This is a genomic window from Pseudomonas sp. Tav-5-1A (assembly GCF_055755055.1).
Window position 1 is genome coordinate 6,016,093 of sequence record NZ_CM146901.1, and the last position, 15,275, is coordinate 6,031,367.

27 protein-coding genes are annotated in these 15,275 nt (G+C 55.7%); all 27 read right to left on the bottom strand.

Going from position 1 to position 15,275, the window contains the following annotated elements; all coding sequences use genetic code 11:
- Nucleotides 1-7 precede the first annotated feature (7 nt).
- The 27 genes from rpmJ to rpsL all read right to left on the bottom strand — a co-directional run bounded on the left by rpmJ (nt 8) and on the right by rpsL (nt 15,173).
- Nucleotides 8-124, bottom strand: coding sequence for a 50S ribosomal protein L36 (gene rpmJ / locus AC0J42_RS27745; RefSeq protein WP_002555468.1), 117 nt, complete (start codon nt 122-124; stop codon nt 8-10).
- A gap of 27 nt (nt 125-151) precedes the next feature.
- Nucleotides 152-1,483, bottom strand: coding sequence for a preprotein translocase subunit SecY (gene secY, locus AC0J42_RS27750; protein WP_416427117.1), 1,332 nt, complete (start codon nt 1,481-1,483; stop codon nt 152-154).
- Nucleotides 1,484-1,918, bottom strand: a complete 435-nt coding sequence (gene rplO / locus AC0J42_RS27755) for a 50S ribosomal protein L15 (RefSeq protein ID WP_010220318.1) — start codon at nt 1,916-1,918, stop codon at nt 1,484-1,486.
- Nucleotides 1,919-1,921: 3 nt separating this feature from the next.
- Entirely contained in the window at nt 1,922-2,098 is a 177-nt protein-coding gene (gene rpmD, locus AC0J42_RS27760; RefSeq protein ID WP_003176408.1) for a 50S ribosomal protein L30, read from the bottom strand.
- A 2-nt stretch (nt 2,099-2,100) separates the two neighbouring features.
- Complete coding sequence (gene rpsE / locus AC0J42_RS27765; protein WP_416427118.1) at nt 2,101-2,601, bottom strand: 30S ribosomal protein S5; 501 nt, start codon at nt 2,599-2,601, stop codon at nt 2,101-2,103.
- Between the two features lie 3 nt (nt 2,602-2,604).
- Nucleotides 2,605-2,955, bottom strand: a complete 351-nt coding sequence (rplR, locus tag AC0J42_RS27770) for a 50S ribosomal protein L18 (protein WP_008374147.1) — start codon at nt 2,953-2,955, stop codon at nt 2,605-2,607.
- Nucleotides 2,956-2,965: 10 nt separating this feature from the next.
- Nucleotides 2,966-3,499 carry a 50S ribosomal protein L6 gene (gene rplF, locus AC0J42_RS27775; RefSeq protein WP_043861928.1) on the bottom strand — a complete coding sequence of 178 codons (534 nt, stop codon included), beginning with the start codon at nt 3,497-3,499 and terminating at the stop codon, nt 2,966-2,968.
- Nucleotides 3,500-3,511: 12 nt separating this feature from the next.
- The gene (gene rpsH, locus AC0J42_RS27780) at nt 3,512-3,904 is read right to left on the bottom strand and encodes a 30S ribosomal protein S8 (protein ID WP_416427119.1); all 393 of its coding nucleotides are present in this window, start codon (nt 3,902-3,904) and stop codon (nt 3,512-3,514) included.
- Nucleotides 3,905-4,114: 210 nt separating this feature from the next.
- A complete protein-coding gene (rpsN, locus tag AC0J42_RS27785) occupies nt 4,115-4,420 on the bottom strand; it encodes a 30S ribosomal protein S14 (RefSeq protein WP_416427120.1) in 306 nt (101 codons plus the stop codon).
- Between the two features lie 13 nt (nt 4,421-4,433).
- Nucleotides 4,434-4,973, bottom strand: coding sequence for a 50S ribosomal protein L5 (rplE, locus tag AC0J42_RS27790; RefSeq protein ID WP_416427121.1), 540 nt, complete (start codon nt 4,971-4,973; stop codon nt 4,434-4,436).
- A gap of 20 nt (nt 4,974-4,993) precedes the next feature.
- Complete coding sequence (gene rplX / locus AC0J42_RS27795; RefSeq protein WP_008374158.1) at nt 4,994-5,308, bottom strand: 50S ribosomal protein L24; 315 nt, start codon at nt 5,306-5,308, stop codon at nt 4,994-4,996.
- Between the two features lie 11 nt (nt 5,309-5,319).
- Nucleotides 5,320-5,688, bottom strand: a complete 369-nt coding sequence (gene rplN / locus AC0J42_RS27800) for a 50S ribosomal protein L14 (RefSeq protein WP_003243907.1) — start codon at nt 5,686-5,688, stop codon at nt 5,320-5,322.
- 23 nt (nt 5,689-5,711) lie between these two features.
- Nucleotides 5,712-5,978, bottom strand: coding sequence for a 30S ribosomal protein S17 (rpsQ, locus tag AC0J42_RS27805; protein ID WP_008374160.1), 267 nt, complete (start codon nt 5,976-5,978; stop codon nt 5,712-5,714).
- 2 nt (nt 5,979-5,980) lie between these two features.
- The gene (rpmC, locus tag AC0J42_RS27810; protein ID WP_002555481.1) at nt 5,981-6,172 is read right to left on the bottom strand and encodes a 50S ribosomal protein L29; all 192 of its coding nucleotides are present in this window, start codon (nt 6,170-6,172) and stop codon (nt 5,981-5,983) included.
- Nucleotides 6,172-6,585: a 50S ribosomal protein L16 gene (rplP, locus tag AC0J42_RS27815; protein ID WP_003255479.1), complete on the bottom strand. Its 414-nt coding sequence runs from the start codon at nt 6,583-6,585 to the stop codon at nt 6,172-6,174. The genes rpmC and rplP overlap by 1 nt, the downstream gene beginning before the upstream one ends.
- Nucleotides 6,586-6,597: 12 nt before the next feature.
- Complete coding sequence (gene rpsC / locus AC0J42_RS27820; RefSeq protein WP_027982006.1) at nt 6,598-7,284, bottom strand: 30S ribosomal protein S3; 687 nt, start codon at nt 7,282-7,284, stop codon at nt 6,598-6,600.
- A gap of 13 nt (nt 7,285-7,297) precedes the next feature.
- The gene (gene rplV, locus AC0J42_RS27825; RefSeq protein ID WP_003103908.1) at nt 7,298-7,630 is read right to left on the bottom strand and encodes a 50S ribosomal protein L22; all 333 of its coding nucleotides are present in this window, start codon (nt 7,628-7,630) and stop codon (nt 7,298-7,300) included.
- A gap of 11 nt (nt 7,631-7,641) precedes the next feature.
- Entirely contained in the window at nt 7,642-7,917 is a 276-nt protein-coding gene (rpsS, locus tag AC0J42_RS27830; protein WP_002555486.1) for a 30S ribosomal protein S19, read from the bottom strand.
- A gap of 16 nt (nt 7,918-7,933) precedes the next feature.
- Complete coding sequence (gene rplB / locus AC0J42_RS27835) at nt 7,934-8,758, bottom strand: 50S ribosomal protein L2 (RefSeq protein WP_416427122.1); 825 nt, start codon at nt 8,756-8,758, stop codon at nt 7,934-7,936.
- A gap of 14 nt (nt 8,759-8,772) precedes the next feature.
- Nucleotides 8,773-9,072 (bottom strand): 50S ribosomal protein L23, encoded by a 300-nt coding sequence (gene rplW / locus AC0J42_RS27840; RefSeq protein WP_008374165.1) that lies wholly within the window; start codon nt 9,070-9,072, stop codon nt 8,773-8,775.
- Entirely contained in the window at nt 9,069-9,671 is a 603-nt protein-coding gene (gene rplD / locus AC0J42_RS27845) for a 50S ribosomal protein L4 (protein WP_008374167.1), read from the bottom strand. Before rplD ends, rplW begins: the two co-directional genes overlap by 4 nt.
- Before the next feature lie 12 nt (nt 9,672-9,683).
- On the bottom strand, nt 9,684-10,319 hold the full coding sequence (rplC, locus tag AC0J42_RS27850; protein ID WP_007924205.1) for a 50S ribosomal protein L3: 636 nt from the start codon (nt 10,317-10,319) through the stop codon (nt 9,684-9,686).
- 81 nt (nt 10,320-10,400) lie between these two features.
- Complete coding sequence (rpsJ, locus tag AC0J42_RS27855; RefSeq protein WP_003186070.1) at nt 10,401-10,712, bottom strand: 30S ribosomal protein S10; 312 nt, start codon at nt 10,710-10,712, stop codon at nt 10,401-10,403.
- Nucleotides 10,713-10,853: 141 nt separating this feature from the next.
- Nucleotides 10,854-12,047: an elongation factor Tu gene (gene tuf / locus AC0J42_RS27860; RefSeq protein ID WP_010220303.1), complete on the bottom strand. Its 1,194-nt coding sequence runs from the start codon at nt 12,045-12,047 to the stop codon at nt 10,854-10,856.
- Between the two features lie 31 nt (nt 12,048-12,078).
- Nucleotides 12,079-14,181: an elongation factor G gene (gene fusA / locus AC0J42_RS27865; protein WP_416427123.1), complete on the bottom strand. Its 2,103-nt coding sequence runs from the start codon at nt 14,179-14,181 to the stop codon at nt 12,079-12,081.
- A 30-nt stretch (nt 14,182-14,211) separates the two neighbouring features.
- Nucleotides 14,212-14,682 carry a 30S ribosomal protein S7 gene (gene rpsG / locus AC0J42_RS27870; RefSeq protein ID WP_002555493.1) on the bottom strand — a complete coding sequence of 157 codons (471 nt, stop codon included), beginning with the start codon at nt 14,680-14,682 and terminating at the stop codon, nt 14,212-14,214.
- Nucleotides 14,683-14,801: 119 nt separating this feature from the next.
- Nucleotides 14,802-15,173 carry a 30S ribosomal protein S12 gene (gene rpsL, locus AC0J42_RS27875; protein WP_003186084.1) on the bottom strand — a complete coding sequence of 124 codons (372 nt, stop codon included), beginning with the start codon at nt 15,171-15,173 and terminating at the stop codon, nt 14,802-14,804.
- Nucleotides 15,174-15,275: the final 102 nt, after the last annotated feature.

Here is a 15,275-nt window from a genome sequence, read left to right on the forward strand (position 1 = left end):
ATCACACTCAGCCTTGGCGCTGTTTGTGACGTGGTTCCGCGCTGCAAATTACTCGAACGACACCTTCGCGGCGAATAATTTTGCAGTTGCGGCACAGCTTTTTCACCGATGCACGAACTTTCATCACCAACTCCTCGAACCTTATGGGTCTTCAGCGCAGCAAACCGCTGCCGCCGTAGCCCTTCAGGTTGGCTTTCTTCATCAGGGATTCGTACTGGTGTGAAACGAGGTGCGATTGTACTTGGGACATGAAGTCCATCACAACCACTACCACGATCAGCAACGAGGTCCCGCCAAGGTAGAACGGTACGTTTGCCGCGACCACCAGGAACTGGGGAAGCAGACAGACGGCCGTCATGTAGAGAGCACCGAACATGGTCAAACGGGTCAGAACGCCATCAATGTAGCGCGCCGACTGCTCGCCAGGACGGATGCCCGGAATAAAGGCACCGGACTTCTTCAGGTTTTCCGCTACGTCTTTCGGATTGAACATCAACGCCGTATAGAAGAAGCAGAAGAAAATAATCCCTGCACTAAACAGCAGAATATTCAACGGCTGACCAGGAGCGATCGACTGCGAGAGATCCTGCAGCCAGCCCATACCAGCAGACTGACCGAACCAGGCACCCAGCGAAGCCGGGAACAGCAAAATGCTGCTCGCGAAAATAGCAGGAATCACACCCGCCATGTTCACTTTCAGCGGCAAGTGGCTCGTCTGCGCAGCGAAGACCTTGCGGCCCTGCTGACGCTTGGCGTAGTGAACAGCAATACGACGCTGACCACGCTCGATGAACACCACGAAACCGATAATCGCTACTGCCAGCACACCGACAGCTACCAAGGCGAAAATGTTGATATCACCCTGACGCGCAGACTCGAAAGACTGCCCGACTGCTCTCGGAAGACCGGCGACGATACCCGAAAAAATCAACATCGAGATACCGTTGCCAACACCGCGCTCGGTAATCTGCTCGCCCAGCCACATCATGAACATCGCACCTGCCACGAAGGTGGCGACTGCGACGAAATAGAAGCTAATGCCTGCAGAGAACGAAACACCCTGGTTGGCCAAGCCAATGGCCATGCCAGTTGCTTGAACCAAAGCCAGGATGACGGTGCCGTAGCGGGTGTACTGGCTGATCTTGCGACGGCCAGCTTCACCTTCCTTCTTCAACTGCTCCAGCTGCGGGCTGACGACGGTCATCAGTTGCATGATGATCGATGCCGAGATGTACGGCATGATCCCCAATGCAAAGATGCTCATACGCTCCAGCGCGCCGCCGGAAAACATGTTGAACAAGCTAAGAATGGTCCCCTCATTCTGTCGAAACAGGTCCGCCAGACGGTCCGGGTTGATACCTGGAACTGGGATGTGCGCGCCGATTCGGTAGACGATAATCGCCAGGAACAGGAAACGCAGACGAGCCCAGAGTTCGGACAACCCGCCTTTGCCTAGCGCTGAGAGAGCACCTTGCTTAGCCATTTATTCCTCGAACTTGCCGCCAGCTGCTTCGATAGCCGCACGCGCACCTTTGGTGGCTGCGATGCCCTTGATGGTGACTGCGCGAGTAACTTCGCCCGACAGCATGATTTTCACACGCTGAACGTTCTGGTTAATCACGTTGGCATCCTTCAGGGACTGAACGGTTACCACGTCGCCTTCCACTTTGGCCAGCTCGGACAGACGCACTTCTGCGCGGTCCATGGCTTTCAGGGAAACGAAGCCGAACTTCGGCAGACGACGGTGCAGCGGCTGTTGACCGCCTTCAAAGCCTGGAGCAATGGTGCCACCGGAGCGCGAGGTCTGACCTTTGTGACCACGGCCACCAGTCTTACCCAAACCGCTACCGATACCACGGCCCGGACGATGCTTCTCGCGACGGGAACCCGGCGCTGGACTCAGATCATTGAGTTTCATCGATTAGCCCTCAACGCGCAGCATGTAGTAAGCCTTGTTGATCATCCCGCGGTTCTCGGGAGTATCCTGGACTTCTACAGTGTGACCGATGCGACGCAGACCCAGACCCTTAACGCACAGTTTGTGGTTAGGGATGCGGCCGGTCATGCTTTTGATCAGCGTAACTTTAACGGTAGCCATGATCAGACGATCTCCTCAACGCTCTTGCCGCGCTTGGCAGCAATGGACGACGGGGATTGCATGGTTTTCAGACCCTTGAAGGTGGCGTGTACCACGTTCACTGGGTTGGTCGAACCGTAGCACTTGGCCAGGACGTTCTGAACACCAGCAACTTCCAGCACGGCACGCATGGCGCCGCCGGCGATGATACCGGTACCTTCCGAAGCAGGCTGCATGTAGACCTTCGAAGCGCCGTGGGCGGATTTCAGGGCGTACTGCAGAGTGGTGCCGTTCAGGTCCACTTGAATCATGTTGCGACGAGCAGCTTCCATAGCCTTCTGGATCGCAGCAGGCACTTCACGCGACTTGCCACGGCCGAAGCCTACACGGCCCTTGCCATCACCAACCACGGTCAACGCGGTGAAGGTGAAGATACGGCCGCCTTTAACGGTTTTGGCTACGCGGTTAACTTGAACCAGCTTCTCAATGTAGCCTTCGTCGCGCTTTTGGTCGTTATTTGACATAACTTAGAACTCCAGCCCAGCTTCACGAGCAGCATCAGCCAGCGCTTTCACGCGGCCGTGGTACTTGAAGCCAGAGCGGTCGAAAGCCACCTGCGAGACGCCTGCGGCTTTCGCACGCGAAGCGACCAGCTGGCCAACCTTAGTGGCCGCGTCGATGTTGCCAGTGGCGCCATCACGCAGTTCTTTGTCCAAAGTCGAGGCGCTTGCCAGGACTTTGCTGCCGTCGGCCGAGATGACCTGGGCATAGATGTGCTGCGAAGAGCGGAACACGCAGAGACGCACGACTTCGAGTTCGTGCATTTTCAGGCGTGCTTTGCGAGCGCGACGCAGTCGAGTAACTTTTTTGTCGGTCATTTGCTATGCCCTACTTCTTCTTGGCTTCTTTACGACGGACGACTTCGTCCGCGTAACGCACACCCTTACCTTTGTAAGGCTCTGGTGGACGGAAATCGCGGATTTCAGCGGCCACTTGACCCACCAGCTGCTTGTCGATGCCCTTGATCAGGATATCGGTCTGGCTAGGAGTCTCAGCGGTGATGCCTTCCGGCAGTTCGTAGTCCACTGGGTGCGAGAAGCCGAGAGCCAGGTTCAGCACTGTGCCTTTAGCTTGTGCCTTGTAACCAACACCGACCAGCTGGAGCTTGCGCTCGAAGCCTTGGCTTACGCCTTGGACCATGTTGTTTACCAGAGCACGAGTGGTACCGGCCATTGCACGAGTCTGTTGGTCGCCGTTGCGAGCAGCGAAACGCAGCTCACCAGCTTCTTCAACGACTTCAACGGACGAGTGAACATTCAGTTCCAGAGTGCCCTTGGCACCCTTCACCGAAAGCTGTTGGCCGACGAATTTGACTTCGACACCAGCCGGCAGCTTTACGGGGTTCTTAGCGACGCGAGACATGCTTATCCCCCCTTAGAACACTGTGCAAAGAACTTCGCCGCCGACACCGGCAGCGCGCGCAGCACGATCCGTCATCACACCTTTGTTGGTGGAGACGATGGACACGCCGAGACCGCCACGAACTTTTGGCAGCTCATCGACGGACTTGTACTGACGCAGACCTGGACGACTTACGCGTTTGACTTCTTCGATGACTGGACGGCCTTCGAAGTACTTCAGCTCGATGGAAAGCGACGGTTTTGCTTCGCTGCTTACCTGATAACCCGCGATATAACCTTCGTCCTTCAGAACTTTGGCTACAGCTACCTTCAACGAAGAAGACGGCATGCTTACGACGGACTTTTCAGCCATCTGGGCATTACGGATTCGAGTTAGCATGTCCGCTAACGGGTCCTGCATACTCATGGGCTAGACGCTCCTGTTACAAAAAATTTTAGCCTTGCGGCTACTACGTCGCCGAGCAGACTGCGGTTCGAAAACCCAGGCTCAGGCGAGCCGGTCATTCTAGACATACCCCAGAAATGAATCAAGCCCCGTGAGGGGCTTGATTCGATCTCAAGGTCACCGGCGGTCGGCTGATTGCTCAGCCTCGCGCCAGGACTTTGGGAGTACGGCTTACCAGGAGGCTTTAACCAGACCTGGTACGTCACCGCGCATTGCTGCTTCACGCAGCTTGTTACGGCCCAGGCCGAACTTGCGGTAAACGCCGTGTGGACGACCAGTGATGCGGCAGCGGTTACGCATGCGCGAGGCGCTTGCGTCACGTGGCTGCTTCTGCAGAGCTACGGAAGCATTCCAACGCTCTTCGTCACTTGCGTTCAGATTCACGATGATAGCTTTCAGCTCAGCACGCTTCTTGGCGTATTTTGCTACCGTCAGCTGACGCTTCAGCTCACGGTTCTTCATGCTCTTCTTGGCCATTTTCCTACTCCAATCAGTTGCGGAACGGGAAGTTGAAAGCACGCAGCAGAGCGCGGCCTTCTTCATCCGAACGAGCAGTGGTGGTCAGGGTAATGTCCAGACCGCGCAGAGCATCGATCTTGTCGTAATCGATTTCCGGGAAAATGATCTGCTCTTTCACGCCCATGCTGTAGTTGCCACGACCATCGAAGGACTTGGCATTCAGGCCGCGGAAGTCGCGTACCCGAGGCAGGGAGATCGCCAGCAGGCGGTCCAGGAATTCGTACATACGATCGCGACGCAGGGTAACCTTGACGCCAATCGGCCAGCCCTCACGGACCTTGAAGCCTGCAATCGACTTACGAGCGTAAGTGACGACAGCCTTCTGGCCGGTGATTTTTTCCATGTCGGCAACAGCGTGCTCGATGACTTTCTTGTCGCCGATCGCTTCGCCCAGACCCATGTTCAGGGTGATTTTGGTAACGCGCGGAACTTCCATCACGTTCGACAGCTTAAGTTCTTCTTTAAGCTTCGGAGCGATTTCCTTCCGGTAAATCTCTTTCAGTCGTGCCATGGTCTTCTACCTAGCAGTGTTCAAGCATCAACCGCTTTTTGGGTCGACTTGAAGACACGAATTTTTTTGCCTTCTTCTACTTTGAAACCAACGCGGTCAGCCTTGTTGGTTTCGCCGTTGAAGATGGCGACGTTGGAAGCGTGCAGAGGCGCTTCTTTCTCGACGATACCGCCCTGTACGCCCGACATCGGGTTAGGCTTGGTATGACGCTTCACCAGGTTGATCCCACCAACGACCAGACGGTCGTCAGCGAGAACCTTCAGCACCTTACCGCGCTTGCCTTTGTCTTTGCCGGCGATCACGATGATCTCGTCGTCACGACGAATCTTTTGCATGTCGGATCTCCTTACAGCACTTCTGGGGCGAGCGAGACGATCTTCATGAACTTCTCGGAACGAAGCTCACGGGTCACTGGCCCAAAGATACGGGTGCCGATCGGCTCTTGCTTGTTGTTCAGCAGAACAGCAGCGTTGCCATCAAAGCGGATAATGGAGCCGTCAGCGCGACGAACACCGTGGCGAGTGCGGACTACGACAGCAGTCATCACTTGGCCTTTCTTCACCTTACCGCGAGGAATTGCTTCCTTGACGGTAACTTTGATGATGTCACCGATACCAGCGTAACGACGATGCGAGCCACCCAGCACCTTGATGCACATAACGCGACGAGCGCCGCTGTTATCGGCCACATCGAGCATGGATTGAGTCTGAATCATATAATTTCTCCGACCCCTAGCCCTTAGACTTCCACAGCGCGTTCGAGAACTTCAACCAGTGCCCAGGACTTAGTCTTGGCCAGCGGACGAGTTTCACGAATCGAAACTTTGTCGCCGATGTGGCATTGGTTGGTTTCGTCGTGCGCGTGCAGCTTAGTCGAACGCTTAACGTATTTACCGTAGATCGGGTGCTTTACGCGACGCTCGATCAATACGGTGATGGTCTTGTCCATCTTGTCGCTGACGACACGGCCAGTCAGCGTACGGACGGTTTTTTCGGCTTCAGCCATGATTACTTACCTGCCTGCTGGTTGAGCACAGTTTTCACGCGAGCGATGTCACGCTTCACTTGCGAGAGCAGGTGAGACTGCCCCAACTGGCCAGTTGCTTTCTGCATGCGCAGATTGAACTGGTCGCGCAGCAAGCCGAGCAGTTGCTCGTTCAGTTGCTGTGCTGATTTCTCACGAAGTTCATTCGCTTTCATCACATCACCGTCCGCTTAACAAAGGAGGTGGCGAGAGGCAGCTTTGCAGCTGCCAAGGCGAATGCCTCACGCGCCAGCTCTTCAGAAACACCCTCGATTTCATACAGGACTTTGCCTGGCTGAATCTGGGCAACCCAGTACTCGACGGAACCTTTACCTTTACCCATCCGCACTTCGAGAGGCTTCTTGGAGATCGGCTTGTCCGGGAATACACGGATCCAGATCTTGCCGCCACGTTTTACGTGACGGGTCAGGGCACGACGTGCCGACTCGATCTGACGGGCGGTGAGACGACCGCGGGCAACAGCTTTCAAGGCGAACTCGCCGAAGCTGACTTTGCTACCGCGCAGTGCCAGACCACGGTTGTGGCCAGTCATCTGCTTGCGGAACTTCGTACGCTTAGGTTGCAACATTTGGCGTACCCCTTACTTAGCAGCTTTTTTACGAGGCGCTGGTGCTTGTGGTTTCAGTTCTTCTTGGCGACCACCAATTACTTCGCCTTTGAAGATCCAAACCTTCACACCGATCACACCGTAAGTGGTGTGAGCTTCGTAGGTGGCATAGTCGATATCGGCACGCAGGGTGTGCAGTGGCACACGACCTTCGCGATACCATTCAGTACGTGCGATTTCAGCACCGCCGAGACGACCGCTCACTTGGATTTTGATGCCTTTGGCACCAATGCGCATGGCGTTCTGTACGGCGCGCTTCATAGCGCGACGGAACATTACGCGACGCTCCAGCTGCTGAGCTACGCTCTGGGCAACCAGCATACCGTCGAGTTCCGGCTTGCGGATTTCTTCGATATTGATGTGCACAGGCACACCCATCTGCTTGGTCAGGTCCTGACGCAGTTTCTCAACATCTTCACCTTTCTTCCCGATAACGATACCAGGACGAGCGGTGTGGATGGTGATGCGTGCAGTTTGAGCCGGACGATGGATATCGATACGGCTTACGGACGCGCTTTTTAGTTTGTCTTGGAGATACTCACGCACCTTCAGATCTGCGAACAAGTAGTCCGCATAAGTCCGACCGTCTGCGTACCAGACGGAGGTGTGCTCCTTGACGATTCCCAGGCGAATGCCAATGGGATGTACTTTCTGACCCATCTGATCGACTCCGTTACTTGTCAGCAACCTTGACAGTGATATGGCAAGACCGCTTGACGATGCGATCAGCCCGGCCCTTGGCACGAGGCATGATGCGCTTCAGCGAACGCCCTTCGTTAACGAAAACGGTGGAGACCTTCAGGTCATCAACGTCTGCGCCTTCGTTGTGCTCGGCGTTGGCTACGGCCGACTCCAGCACTTTCTTCATGATTTCCGCGGCTTTTTTACTGCTAAAAGCCAGCAGGTTGAGCGCTTCGCCCACCTTCTTCCCGCGGATCTGGTCGGCGACCAAGCGGGCTTTCTGGGCGGAGATTCGAGCGCCCGACAACTTAGCGGCTACTTCCATTTCCTTACCCCTTAACGCTTGGCTTTCTTGTCAGCCACGTGCCCGCGATAGGTGCGGGTACCGGCGAACTCGCCCAGTTTGTGGCCGACCATGTCTTCGTTCACGAGAACTGGGACGTGCTGACGACCGTTGTGTACTGCGATGGTCAGACCGACCATTTGTGGCAGGATCATCGAACGACGCGACCAGGTCTTAACTGGTTTGCGATCGTTCTTTTCCGCCGCCACTTCGATCTTCTTCAGTAGGTGAAGATCAATAAAAGGACCTTTTTTCAGAGAACGTGGCACTGTCGTATCCCTCTATTTACTTGCGACGACGGACGATCATTTTGTCGGTACGCTTATTACCACGAGTCTTAGCACCCTTAGTCGGGAAGCCCCATGGCGATACCGGATGACGACCACCGGAGGTACGACCTTCACCACCACCATGCGGGTGGTCAACCGGGTTCATGGCAACACCACGAACGGTTGGGCGAACGCCACGCCAGCGTTTGGCACCAGCTTTACCCAGCGAACGCAGGCTGTGCTCGGAGTTCGAGACTTCGCCCAGGGTCGCACGGCACTCAGCCAGTACTTTACGCATTTCACCAGAGCGCAGACGCAGGGTCACGTAGACACCTTCGCGAGCGATCAGCTGAGCCGAAGCACCAGCGGAACGAGCGATTTGAGCACCTTTGCCCGGCTTCAGTTCGATGCCGTGAACGGTGCTACCCACTGGGATGTTGCGCAGTTGCAGGGAGTTGCCTGGCTTGATTGGAGCCAGAGCGCCTGCGATCAGCTGGTCGCCAGCACTCACGCCTTTAGGGGCGATGATGTAGCGGCGCTCGCCGTCTGCGTACAGCAGCAGTGCGATGTGAGCAGTACGGTTTGGATCGTATTCGATACGCTCGACGGTGGCAGCGATGCCATCCTTGTCGTTGCGACGAAAGTCGACCAGACGGTAATGCTGCTTGTGACCACCACCTACGTGACGAGTAGTGATGCGGCCATTGTTGTTACGACCACCAGACTTCGATTTTTTCTCGAGCAGCGGTGCGTGAGGAGCGCCTTTGTGCAGCTCCTGGTTGACCACCTTGACCACAAAACGGCGGCCAGGGGAAGTCGGTTTGCATTTAACGATTGCCATGATGCACCCCTTCCTTACTCAGCACTGCTGCTGAAATCGAGATCTTGGCCTGGCTGAAGGGAGATAACTGCCTTCTTCCAGTCATTACGCTTGCCCAGACCGCGAGCAGTGCGCTTGGTTTTACCCAGAACATTCAGGGTAGTCACGCGCTCTACTTTCACGCTGAACAGGCTTTCGACGGCCTTCTTGATTTCCAGCTTGGTTGCATCAGTAGCAACCTTGAAAACGAACTGACCTTTTTTGTCTGCCAGAACCGTAGCCTTCTCGGAAACGTGCGGGCCAAGCAGAACTTTAAATACGCGTTCCTGGTTCATCCCAGCAGCTCCTCGAATTTCTTCACGGCCGACACGGTGATCAACACCTTGTCGTATGCGATCAGACTAACTGGATCGGAACCTTGCACGTCACGTACGTCGACGTGAGGCAGGTTGCGAGCAGCCAGGTACAGGTTCTGATCAACAGCGTCAGACACGATCAGGACGTCAGTCAGACCCATGCCATTCAGCTTGTTCAGCAGGTCTTTGGTTTTTGGAGCTTCAACAGCGAAGTCCTGAACCACGACCAGACGATCGGTACGTACCAGCTCAGCAAGGATGGAGCGCAGGGCAGCGCGGTACATCTTCTTGTTCAGCTTTTGCGAGTGGTCCTGAGGACGCGCTGCAAAGGTGGTACCGCCGCCGCGCCAGATTGGGCTACGGATGGTACCGGCACGAGCACGGCCAGTACCTTTCTGACGCCATGGGCGCTTGCCGCCACCGGAAACGTCGGAACGGGTTTTCTGCTGCTTGCTACCTTGACGGCCGCCAGCCATGTAGGCCACGACTGCTTGGTGAACCAGCGTCTCGTTGAACTCGCCGCCGAAAGTCAGTTCGGAAACTTCGATCGCTTGAGCGTCATTTACATTTAATTGCATTTCAGCTTCCCCTTAACCGCGAGCCTTGGCTGCCGGACGCACAACCAGGTTGCCGCCGGTAGCGCCAGGAACAGCGCCCTTGACGAGCAGCAGATTGCGTTCAGCGTCGACGCGCACAACTTCCAGGGACTGCACGGTCACGCGCTCAGCGCCCATATGACCGGACATTTTTTTGCCCTTGAATACACGACCAGGAGTCTGGCACTGGCCGATAGAGCCAGGGACGCGGTGGGAAACGGAGTTACCGTGGGTGTTGTCTTGACCGCGGAAGTTCCAACGCTTGATGGTACCGGCAAAGCCTTTACCCTTGGACTGACCGGTAACGTCTACCAGTTGGCCTGCAGCGAAGATTTCAGCATTGATCAAGTCGCCAGCCTGGTACTCGCCTTCTTCAAGGCGGAATTCCCAGACACCGCGACCAGCGGCAACGTTCGCTTTAGCGAAGTGACCTGCTTGAGCAGCAGTCACACGCGAAGCACGACGCTCACCTACAGTGACTTGCACTGCACGATAGCCATCGGTTTCTTCAGTTTTGAACTGGGTGACGCGATTCGGCTCGATCTCAATGACCGTGACCGGAATGGAGACACCTTCTTCGGTGAAAATACGGGTCATACCGCATTTACGACCGACTACACCAATAGTCATGTTGTAAACCTCATGAGTGTACGGGGCTTTCACCCGCTATGGCCGCCCATTTCAGAGCGTTACACGACTAAGACCCGAGTCTTAGCCGAGGCTGATCTGCACTTCCACACCTGCCGCAAGATCAAGCTTCATCAGCGCATCAACGGTTTTATCCGTTGGCTGGACGATGTCCAGAACGCGCTTATGAGTACGGATCTCGTACTGGTCACGCGCGTCTTTGTTGACGTGCGGGGAGACCAGAACGGTGAACCGCTCTTTACGGGTAGGCAGTGGAATTGGACCACGCACTTGAGCACCAGTACGTTTCGCGGTTTCCACGATTTCCTGGGTGGATTGGTCGATCAGGCGATGGTCAAAAGCCTTCAACCTGATACGGATTTGCTGATTTTGCATTGGATTTCAGACTCCAGGCTGCTATTCCCACCGGACGCACTACGCCCGATAAAAGGAGGCGTGATTCTATAGACGGGCCCATTGGGTGTCAACCGAATAAAAAAAACCCCCGCTGAGCGGGGGTTTTTCCTAGCTCATCGATTACTCGATGATCTTGGCTACGACGCCAGCGCCGACGGTACGACCGCCTTCACGGATGGCGAAACGCAGGCCGTCTTCCATTGCGATGGTCTTGATCAGGGTAACAGTCATCTGAATGTTATCACCTGGCATTACCATTTCAACGCCTTCTGGCAGTTCGCAGTTACCGGTCACGTCAGTGGTACGGAAGTAGAACTGAGGACGGTAGCCTTTGAAGAACGGAGTGTGACGACCGCCTTCTTCTTTCGACAGAACGTAGACTTCTGCGGTGAACTTGGTGTGCGGCTTGACCGAACCTGGCTTGACCAGAACCTGGCCACGCTCAACGTCGTCACGCTTGGTACCACGCAGCAGAACGCCGCAGTTCTCACCAGCACGACCTTCGTCCAGCAGCTTGCGGAACATCTCAACACCGGTGCAGGTGGTGGTGGTGGTGTCACGCAGACCAACGATTTCCAGGGCGTCTTGAACGCGGACGATACCACGCTCGATACGACCGGTAACAACGGTACCACGACCCGAGATCGAGAATACGTCTTCGATTGGCATCAGGAACGGCTTGTCGATAGCGCGCTCAGGCTCTGGGATGTAGCTGTCCAGAGTCTCAACCAGCTTCTTGACAGCGGTGGTGCCCATTTCGTTGTCGTCTTTGCCTTCCAGCGCCATACGAGCCGAACCGATGATGATCGGGGTGTCGTCGCCTGGGAAGTCGTAGGTGGACAGCAGGTCGCGAACTTCCATCTCAACCAGTTCCAGCAGCTCAGCGTCGTCTACCAGGTCAGCCTTGTTCAGGAAGACCACGATGTACGGAACGCCTACCTGACGGGACAGCAGGATGTGCTCACGGGTTTGTGGCATCGGACCATCGGCGGCCGAGCAAACCAGGATCGCGCCGTCCATCTGGGCAGCACCGGTGATCATGTTCTTCACGTAGTCAGCGTGACCTGGGCAGTCAACGTGAGCGTAGTGACGAATGTTCGAGTTGTACTCGACGTGCGCGGTGTTGATGGTGATACCACGAGCTTTTTCTTCTGGAGCCGAGTCGATCTTGTCGAACTCAACAACGGCCGAACCGAAAACTTCGGAGCAGACGCGAGTCAGAGCAGCGGTCAGGGTGGTTTTACCGTGGTCAACGTGGCCGATGGTGCCAACGTTTACGTGAGGTAGGGAACGATCAAATTTTTCTTTAGCCACGACAGTGAACTCCTAGCCTAAAGGGGCTGAATCAGCCTTGTTTTTTAACGATAGCTTCGACGATGTTCGACGGAGCTTCGGAGTATTTGGAGAATTCCATAGAGTAGCTCGCGCGACCCTGAGACATGGAACGGACGTCGGTCGCATAACCGAACATCTCACCCAGCGGAACTTCGGCGCGGATAACTTTGCCGGAAACCGTGTCTTCCATACCCTGGATCAGACCGCGACGACGGTTCAGGTCACCCATCACGTCGCCCATGTAGTCCTCAGGTGTTACAACTTCGACCTTCATGATCGGCTCAAGAACAACACCGCCACCTTTGGTAGCCAGTTGCTTGGTCGCCATGGAGGCTGCCACCTTGAACGCCATCTCGTTGGAGTCGACGTCGTGGTAAGAGCCATCGAAAACGGTCGCCTTCAGGCCGATGAGCGGATAGCCGGCAACAACACCGTTCTTCATCTGCTCTTCAATGCCCTTCTGGATAGCAGGGATGTATTCCTTAGGAACCACACCGCCCACTACTTCGTTCACGAATACCAGACCTTCCTGACCTTCGTCTGCCGGAGCAAAACGGATCCAGCAATGGCCGAACTGGCCACGGCCGCCGGACTGGCGAACGAACTTGCCTTCGATCTCACAGTTCTTCGTGATCTTCTCACGGTAAGAAACCTGTGGTTTACCGATGTTGGCTTCAACGTTGAACTCACGGCGCATCCGGTCAACCAGGATGTCCAGGTGCAACTCGCCCATACCCGAGATGATCGTTTGACCAGTCTCTTCGTCGGTCTTGACGCGGAAAGAAGGGTCTTCCTGAGCGAGTTTGCCCAGTGCGATACCCATTTTTTCCTGGTCATCCTTGGTTTTTGGCTCAACGGCAACCGAAATAACCGGCTCCGGGAAGTCCATGCGAACCAGGATGATTGGCTTGTCAGCGGAGCACAGGGTGTCACCAGTGGTGACGTCCTTCATGCCGATCAGGGCCGCGATGTCGCCAGCGCGTACTTCCTTGATCTCTTCGCGGGTGTTTGCGTGCATTTGCACCATACGACCCACGCGCTCTTTCTTGCCCTTGACCGAGTTGATCACGCCGTCGCCGGAGCTCAACACGCCCGAGTAAACGCGAGCGAAGGTCAGGGTACCCACGAATGGGTCGGTAGCGATCTTGAACGCCAGAGCCGAGAACGGCTCGCTGTCGTCTGCATGACGCTCCATGGCAACAGTCTCGTCATCCGGGTCGGAACCCTTGATGGCAGGAATGTCGACAGGTGCTGGCAGGTAGTCGATAACGGCGTCCAGAACCAGGGGCACGCCCTTGTTCTTGAACGAGGAACCGCAAACGGCCAGAACGATTTCGCCGGCGATAGTACGCTGACGCAGGGCAGTCTTGATCTCTTCGATCGACAGCTCTTCGCCTTCCAGGTACTTGTTCATCAGCTCTTCGCTGGCTTCGGCGGCAGCCTCAACCATGTTGCTGCGCCACTCTTCAGCCAGTTCCTGCATGTCGGCAGGGATAGCTTCGCGACGAGGGGCCATGCCCTTGTCAGCGTCATCCCAGTAGACAGCTTCCATGGTCATCAGATCGATCTGACCCTGGAACTCGTCTTCCGCGCCGATTGCCAGCTGGATTGGCACCGGGGTGTGACCCAGGCGCTGCTTGATCTGACCTACAACGCGCAGGAAGTTAGCGCCTTGACGGTCCATCTTGTTGACGTAAACCAGACGTGGAACGCCGTATTTGTTGGCTTGACGCCATACGGTTTCCGACTGTGGCTCAACGCCCGAGGTACCGCAGAACACAACGACAGCACCGTCGAGTACGCGCAGCGAACGTTCTACTTCAATGGTGAAGTCAACGTGGCCGGGGGTATCGATGATGTTGAAGCGGTGCTTCTCGAACTGCTTGACCGAACCTGCCCAGAAGGCGGTAGTAGCAGCGGAAGTAATGGTAATACCCCGCTCCTGCTCTTGCACCATCCAGTCCATGGTCGCGGCGCCATCATGCACCTCGCCCATTTTGTGGTTTACGCCTGTGTAGAACAGGACGCGCTCGGTGGTCGTGGTTTTACCCGCGTCCACGTGAGCAACGATACCGATGTTACGGTAGCGTTTGATATCAGTTGTACGAGCCATAAAGCCCTCGCAAAATAATTGACGCTGGATTTAGAAGCGGTAGTGCGAGAACGCTTTGTTGGCTTCAGCCATACGGTGAACGTCTTCACGCTTCTTAACTGCAGCACCTTTGCCTTCGGCAGCGTCCAGCAGTTCGCCGGCCAAGCGCAGAGCCATGGACTTCTCACCGCGCTTGCGCGCGAAGTCTACCAGCCAGCGCATTGCCAGGGCGTTACGACGGGAAGGGCGAACTTCGACCGGAACCTGGTAAGTAGCACCGCCTACACGGCGCGACTTTACTTCGACCAGCGGAGCGATGGCGTCGAGAGCTTTCTCGAAGATTTCCAGTGGGTCGCTGTTCTTACGTTCTTTAACCTTTTCCAGCGCGCCATAAACGATACGCTCGGCAACGGCTTTCTTGCCGCTTTCCATCACGTGGTTCATGAACTTGGCCAGGATCTGGCTGCCGTATTTTGGATCGTCAAGCACTTCGCGCTTGGCTGCTACGCGTCTTCTTGGCATGGATAAGCCCTCAAACGGTCTTCAGGTTAGCTCGGGACATCCCACCCTGAGGTGCGGGACCCGACCTTACTCTTATCGACTCAGAAAAATAGATAATTGCAATGTGCTGCAAGCGGCCATTACTTCGGACGCTTGGTACCGTACTTCGAACGACCTTGGTTACGACCTTTGACGCCGGAAGTATCCAGGGAGCCGCGAACGGTGTGGTAACGAACACCTGGCAAGTCTTTTACACGACCGCCGCGGATCAGTACCACGCTGTGCTCTTGCAGGTTGTGGCCTTCACCGCCGATGTACGAGGAAACCTCGAAACCGTTGGTCAGGCGCACACGGCATACTTTACGCAGTGCCGAGTTAGGTTTTTTCGGCGTGGTGGTGTACACACGGGTGCACACGCCACGACGTTGCGGGCAGTTCTGCAGCGCAGGTACGTCGGATTTCTCGACGATACGCTTACGCGGCTGACGTACCAGCTGGTTGATAGTTGCCATCTACTAGCTCCACTGTTGTCTTGCGACGCTATTGTCTTGCAAGAAAAGCAAAATGGCAGGACATACGTCCCGCCAGATTTAGGGGTACAAGAGTCTAAAGAG

Excerpts from the sequence above, each read along its gene's own strand:
- rplC (WP_007924205.1), bottom strand. The coding sequence starts at position 10,319 with ATGACTATTGGTGTAGTCGGTCGTAAATGCGGTATGACCCGTATTTTC.
- rplF (WP_043861928.1), bottom strand. The coding sequence starts at position 3,499 with ATGTCTCGCGTCGCTAAGAACCCCGTAAAGCTGCCGGCTGGTGTCGAA.
- rpsG (WP_002555493.1), bottom strand. The coding sequence starts at position 14,682 with ATGCCAAGAAGACGCGTAGCAGCCAAGCGCGAAGTGCTTGACGATCCA.
- rplO (WP_010220318.1), bottom strand. The coding sequence starts at position 1,918 with ATGAAACTCAATGATCTGAGTCCAGCGCCGGGTTCCCGTCGCGAGAAG.
- rpsE (WP_416427118.1), bottom strand. The coding sequence starts at position 2,601 with ATGTCAAATAACGACCAAAAGCGCGACGAAGGCTACATTGAGAAGCTG.
- rplP (WP_003255479.1), bottom strand. The coding sequence starts at position 6,585 with ATGTTGCAACCTAAGCGTACGAAGTTCCGCAAGCAGATGACTGGCCAC.
- fusA (WP_416427123.1), bottom strand. The coding sequence starts at position 14,181 with ATGGCTCGTACAACTGATATCAAACGCTACCGTAACATCGGTATCGTT.
- rpsL (WP_003186084.1), bottom strand. The coding sequence starts at position 15,173 with ATGGCAACTATCAACCAGCTGGTACGTCAGCCGCGTAAGCGTATCGTC.
- rpsJ (WP_003186070.1), bottom strand. The coding sequence starts at position 10,712 with ATGCAAAATCAGCAAATCCGTATCAGGTTGAAGGCTTTTGACCATCGC.
- rplX (WP_008374158.1), bottom strand. The coding sequence starts at position 5,308 with ATGCAAAAGATTCGTCGTGACGACGAGATCATCGTGATCGCCGGCAAA.
- rpmJ (WP_002555468.1), bottom strand. The coding sequence starts at position 124 with ATGAAAGTTCGTGCATCGGTGAAAAAGCTGTGCCGCAACTGCAAAATT.
- rplB (WP_416427122.1), bottom strand. The coding sequence starts at position 8,758 with ATGGCAATCGTTAAATGCAAACCGACTTCCCCTGGCCGCCGTTTTGTG.
- secY (WP_416427117.1), bottom strand. The coding sequence starts at position 1,483 with ATGGCTAAGCAAGGTGCTCTCTCAGCGCTAGGCAAAGGCGGGTTGTCC.
- rplR (WP_008374147.1), bottom strand. The coding sequence starts at position 2,955 with ATGACCGACAAAAAAGTTACTCGACTGCGTCGCGCTCGCAAAGCACGC.
- rplW (WP_008374165.1), bottom strand. The coding sequence starts at position 9,072 with ATGAACCAGGAACGCGTATTTAAAGTTCTGCTTGGCCCGCACGTTTCC.
- rplE (WP_416427121.1), bottom strand. The coding sequence starts at position 4,973 with ATGGCACGACTGAAAGAGATTTACCGGAAGGAAATCGCTCCGAAGCTT.
- rplV (WP_003103908.1), bottom strand. The coding sequence starts at position 7,630 with ATGGAAGTAGCCGCTAAGTTGTCGGGCGCTCGAATCTCCGCCCAGAAA.
- rpmD (WP_003176408.1), bottom strand. The coding sequence starts at position 2,098 with ATGGCTACCGTTAAAGTTACGCTGATCAAAAGCATGACCGGCCGCATC.
- rplN (WP_003243907.1), bottom strand. The coding sequence starts at position 5,688 with ATGATTCAGACTCAATCCATGCTCGATGTGGCCGATAACAGCGGCGCT.
- rpsC (WP_027982006.1), bottom strand. The coding sequence starts at position 7,284 with ATGGGTCAGAAAGTACATCCCATTGGCATTCGCCTGGGAATCGTCAAG.
- rplD (WP_008374167.1), bottom strand. The coding sequence starts at position 9,671 with ATGCAATTAAATGTAAATGACGCTCAAGCGATCGAAGTTTCCGAACTG.
- rpmC (WP_002555481.1), bottom strand. The coding sequence starts at position 6,172 with ATGAAAGCGAATGAACTTCGTGAGAAATCAGCACAGCAACTGAACGAG.
- rpsN (WP_416427120.1), bottom strand. The coding sequence starts at position 4,420 with ATGGCCAAGAAGAGCATGAAGAACCGTGAGCTGAAGCGTCAGCTGACG.
- rpsQ (WP_008374160.1), bottom strand. The coding sequence starts at position 5,978 with ATGGCTGAAGCCGAAAAAACCGTCCGTACGCTGACTGGCCGTGTCGTC.
- rpsH (WP_416427119.1), bottom strand. The coding sequence starts at position 3,904 with ATGAGTATGCAGGACCCGTTAGCGGACATGCTAACTCGAATCCGTAAT.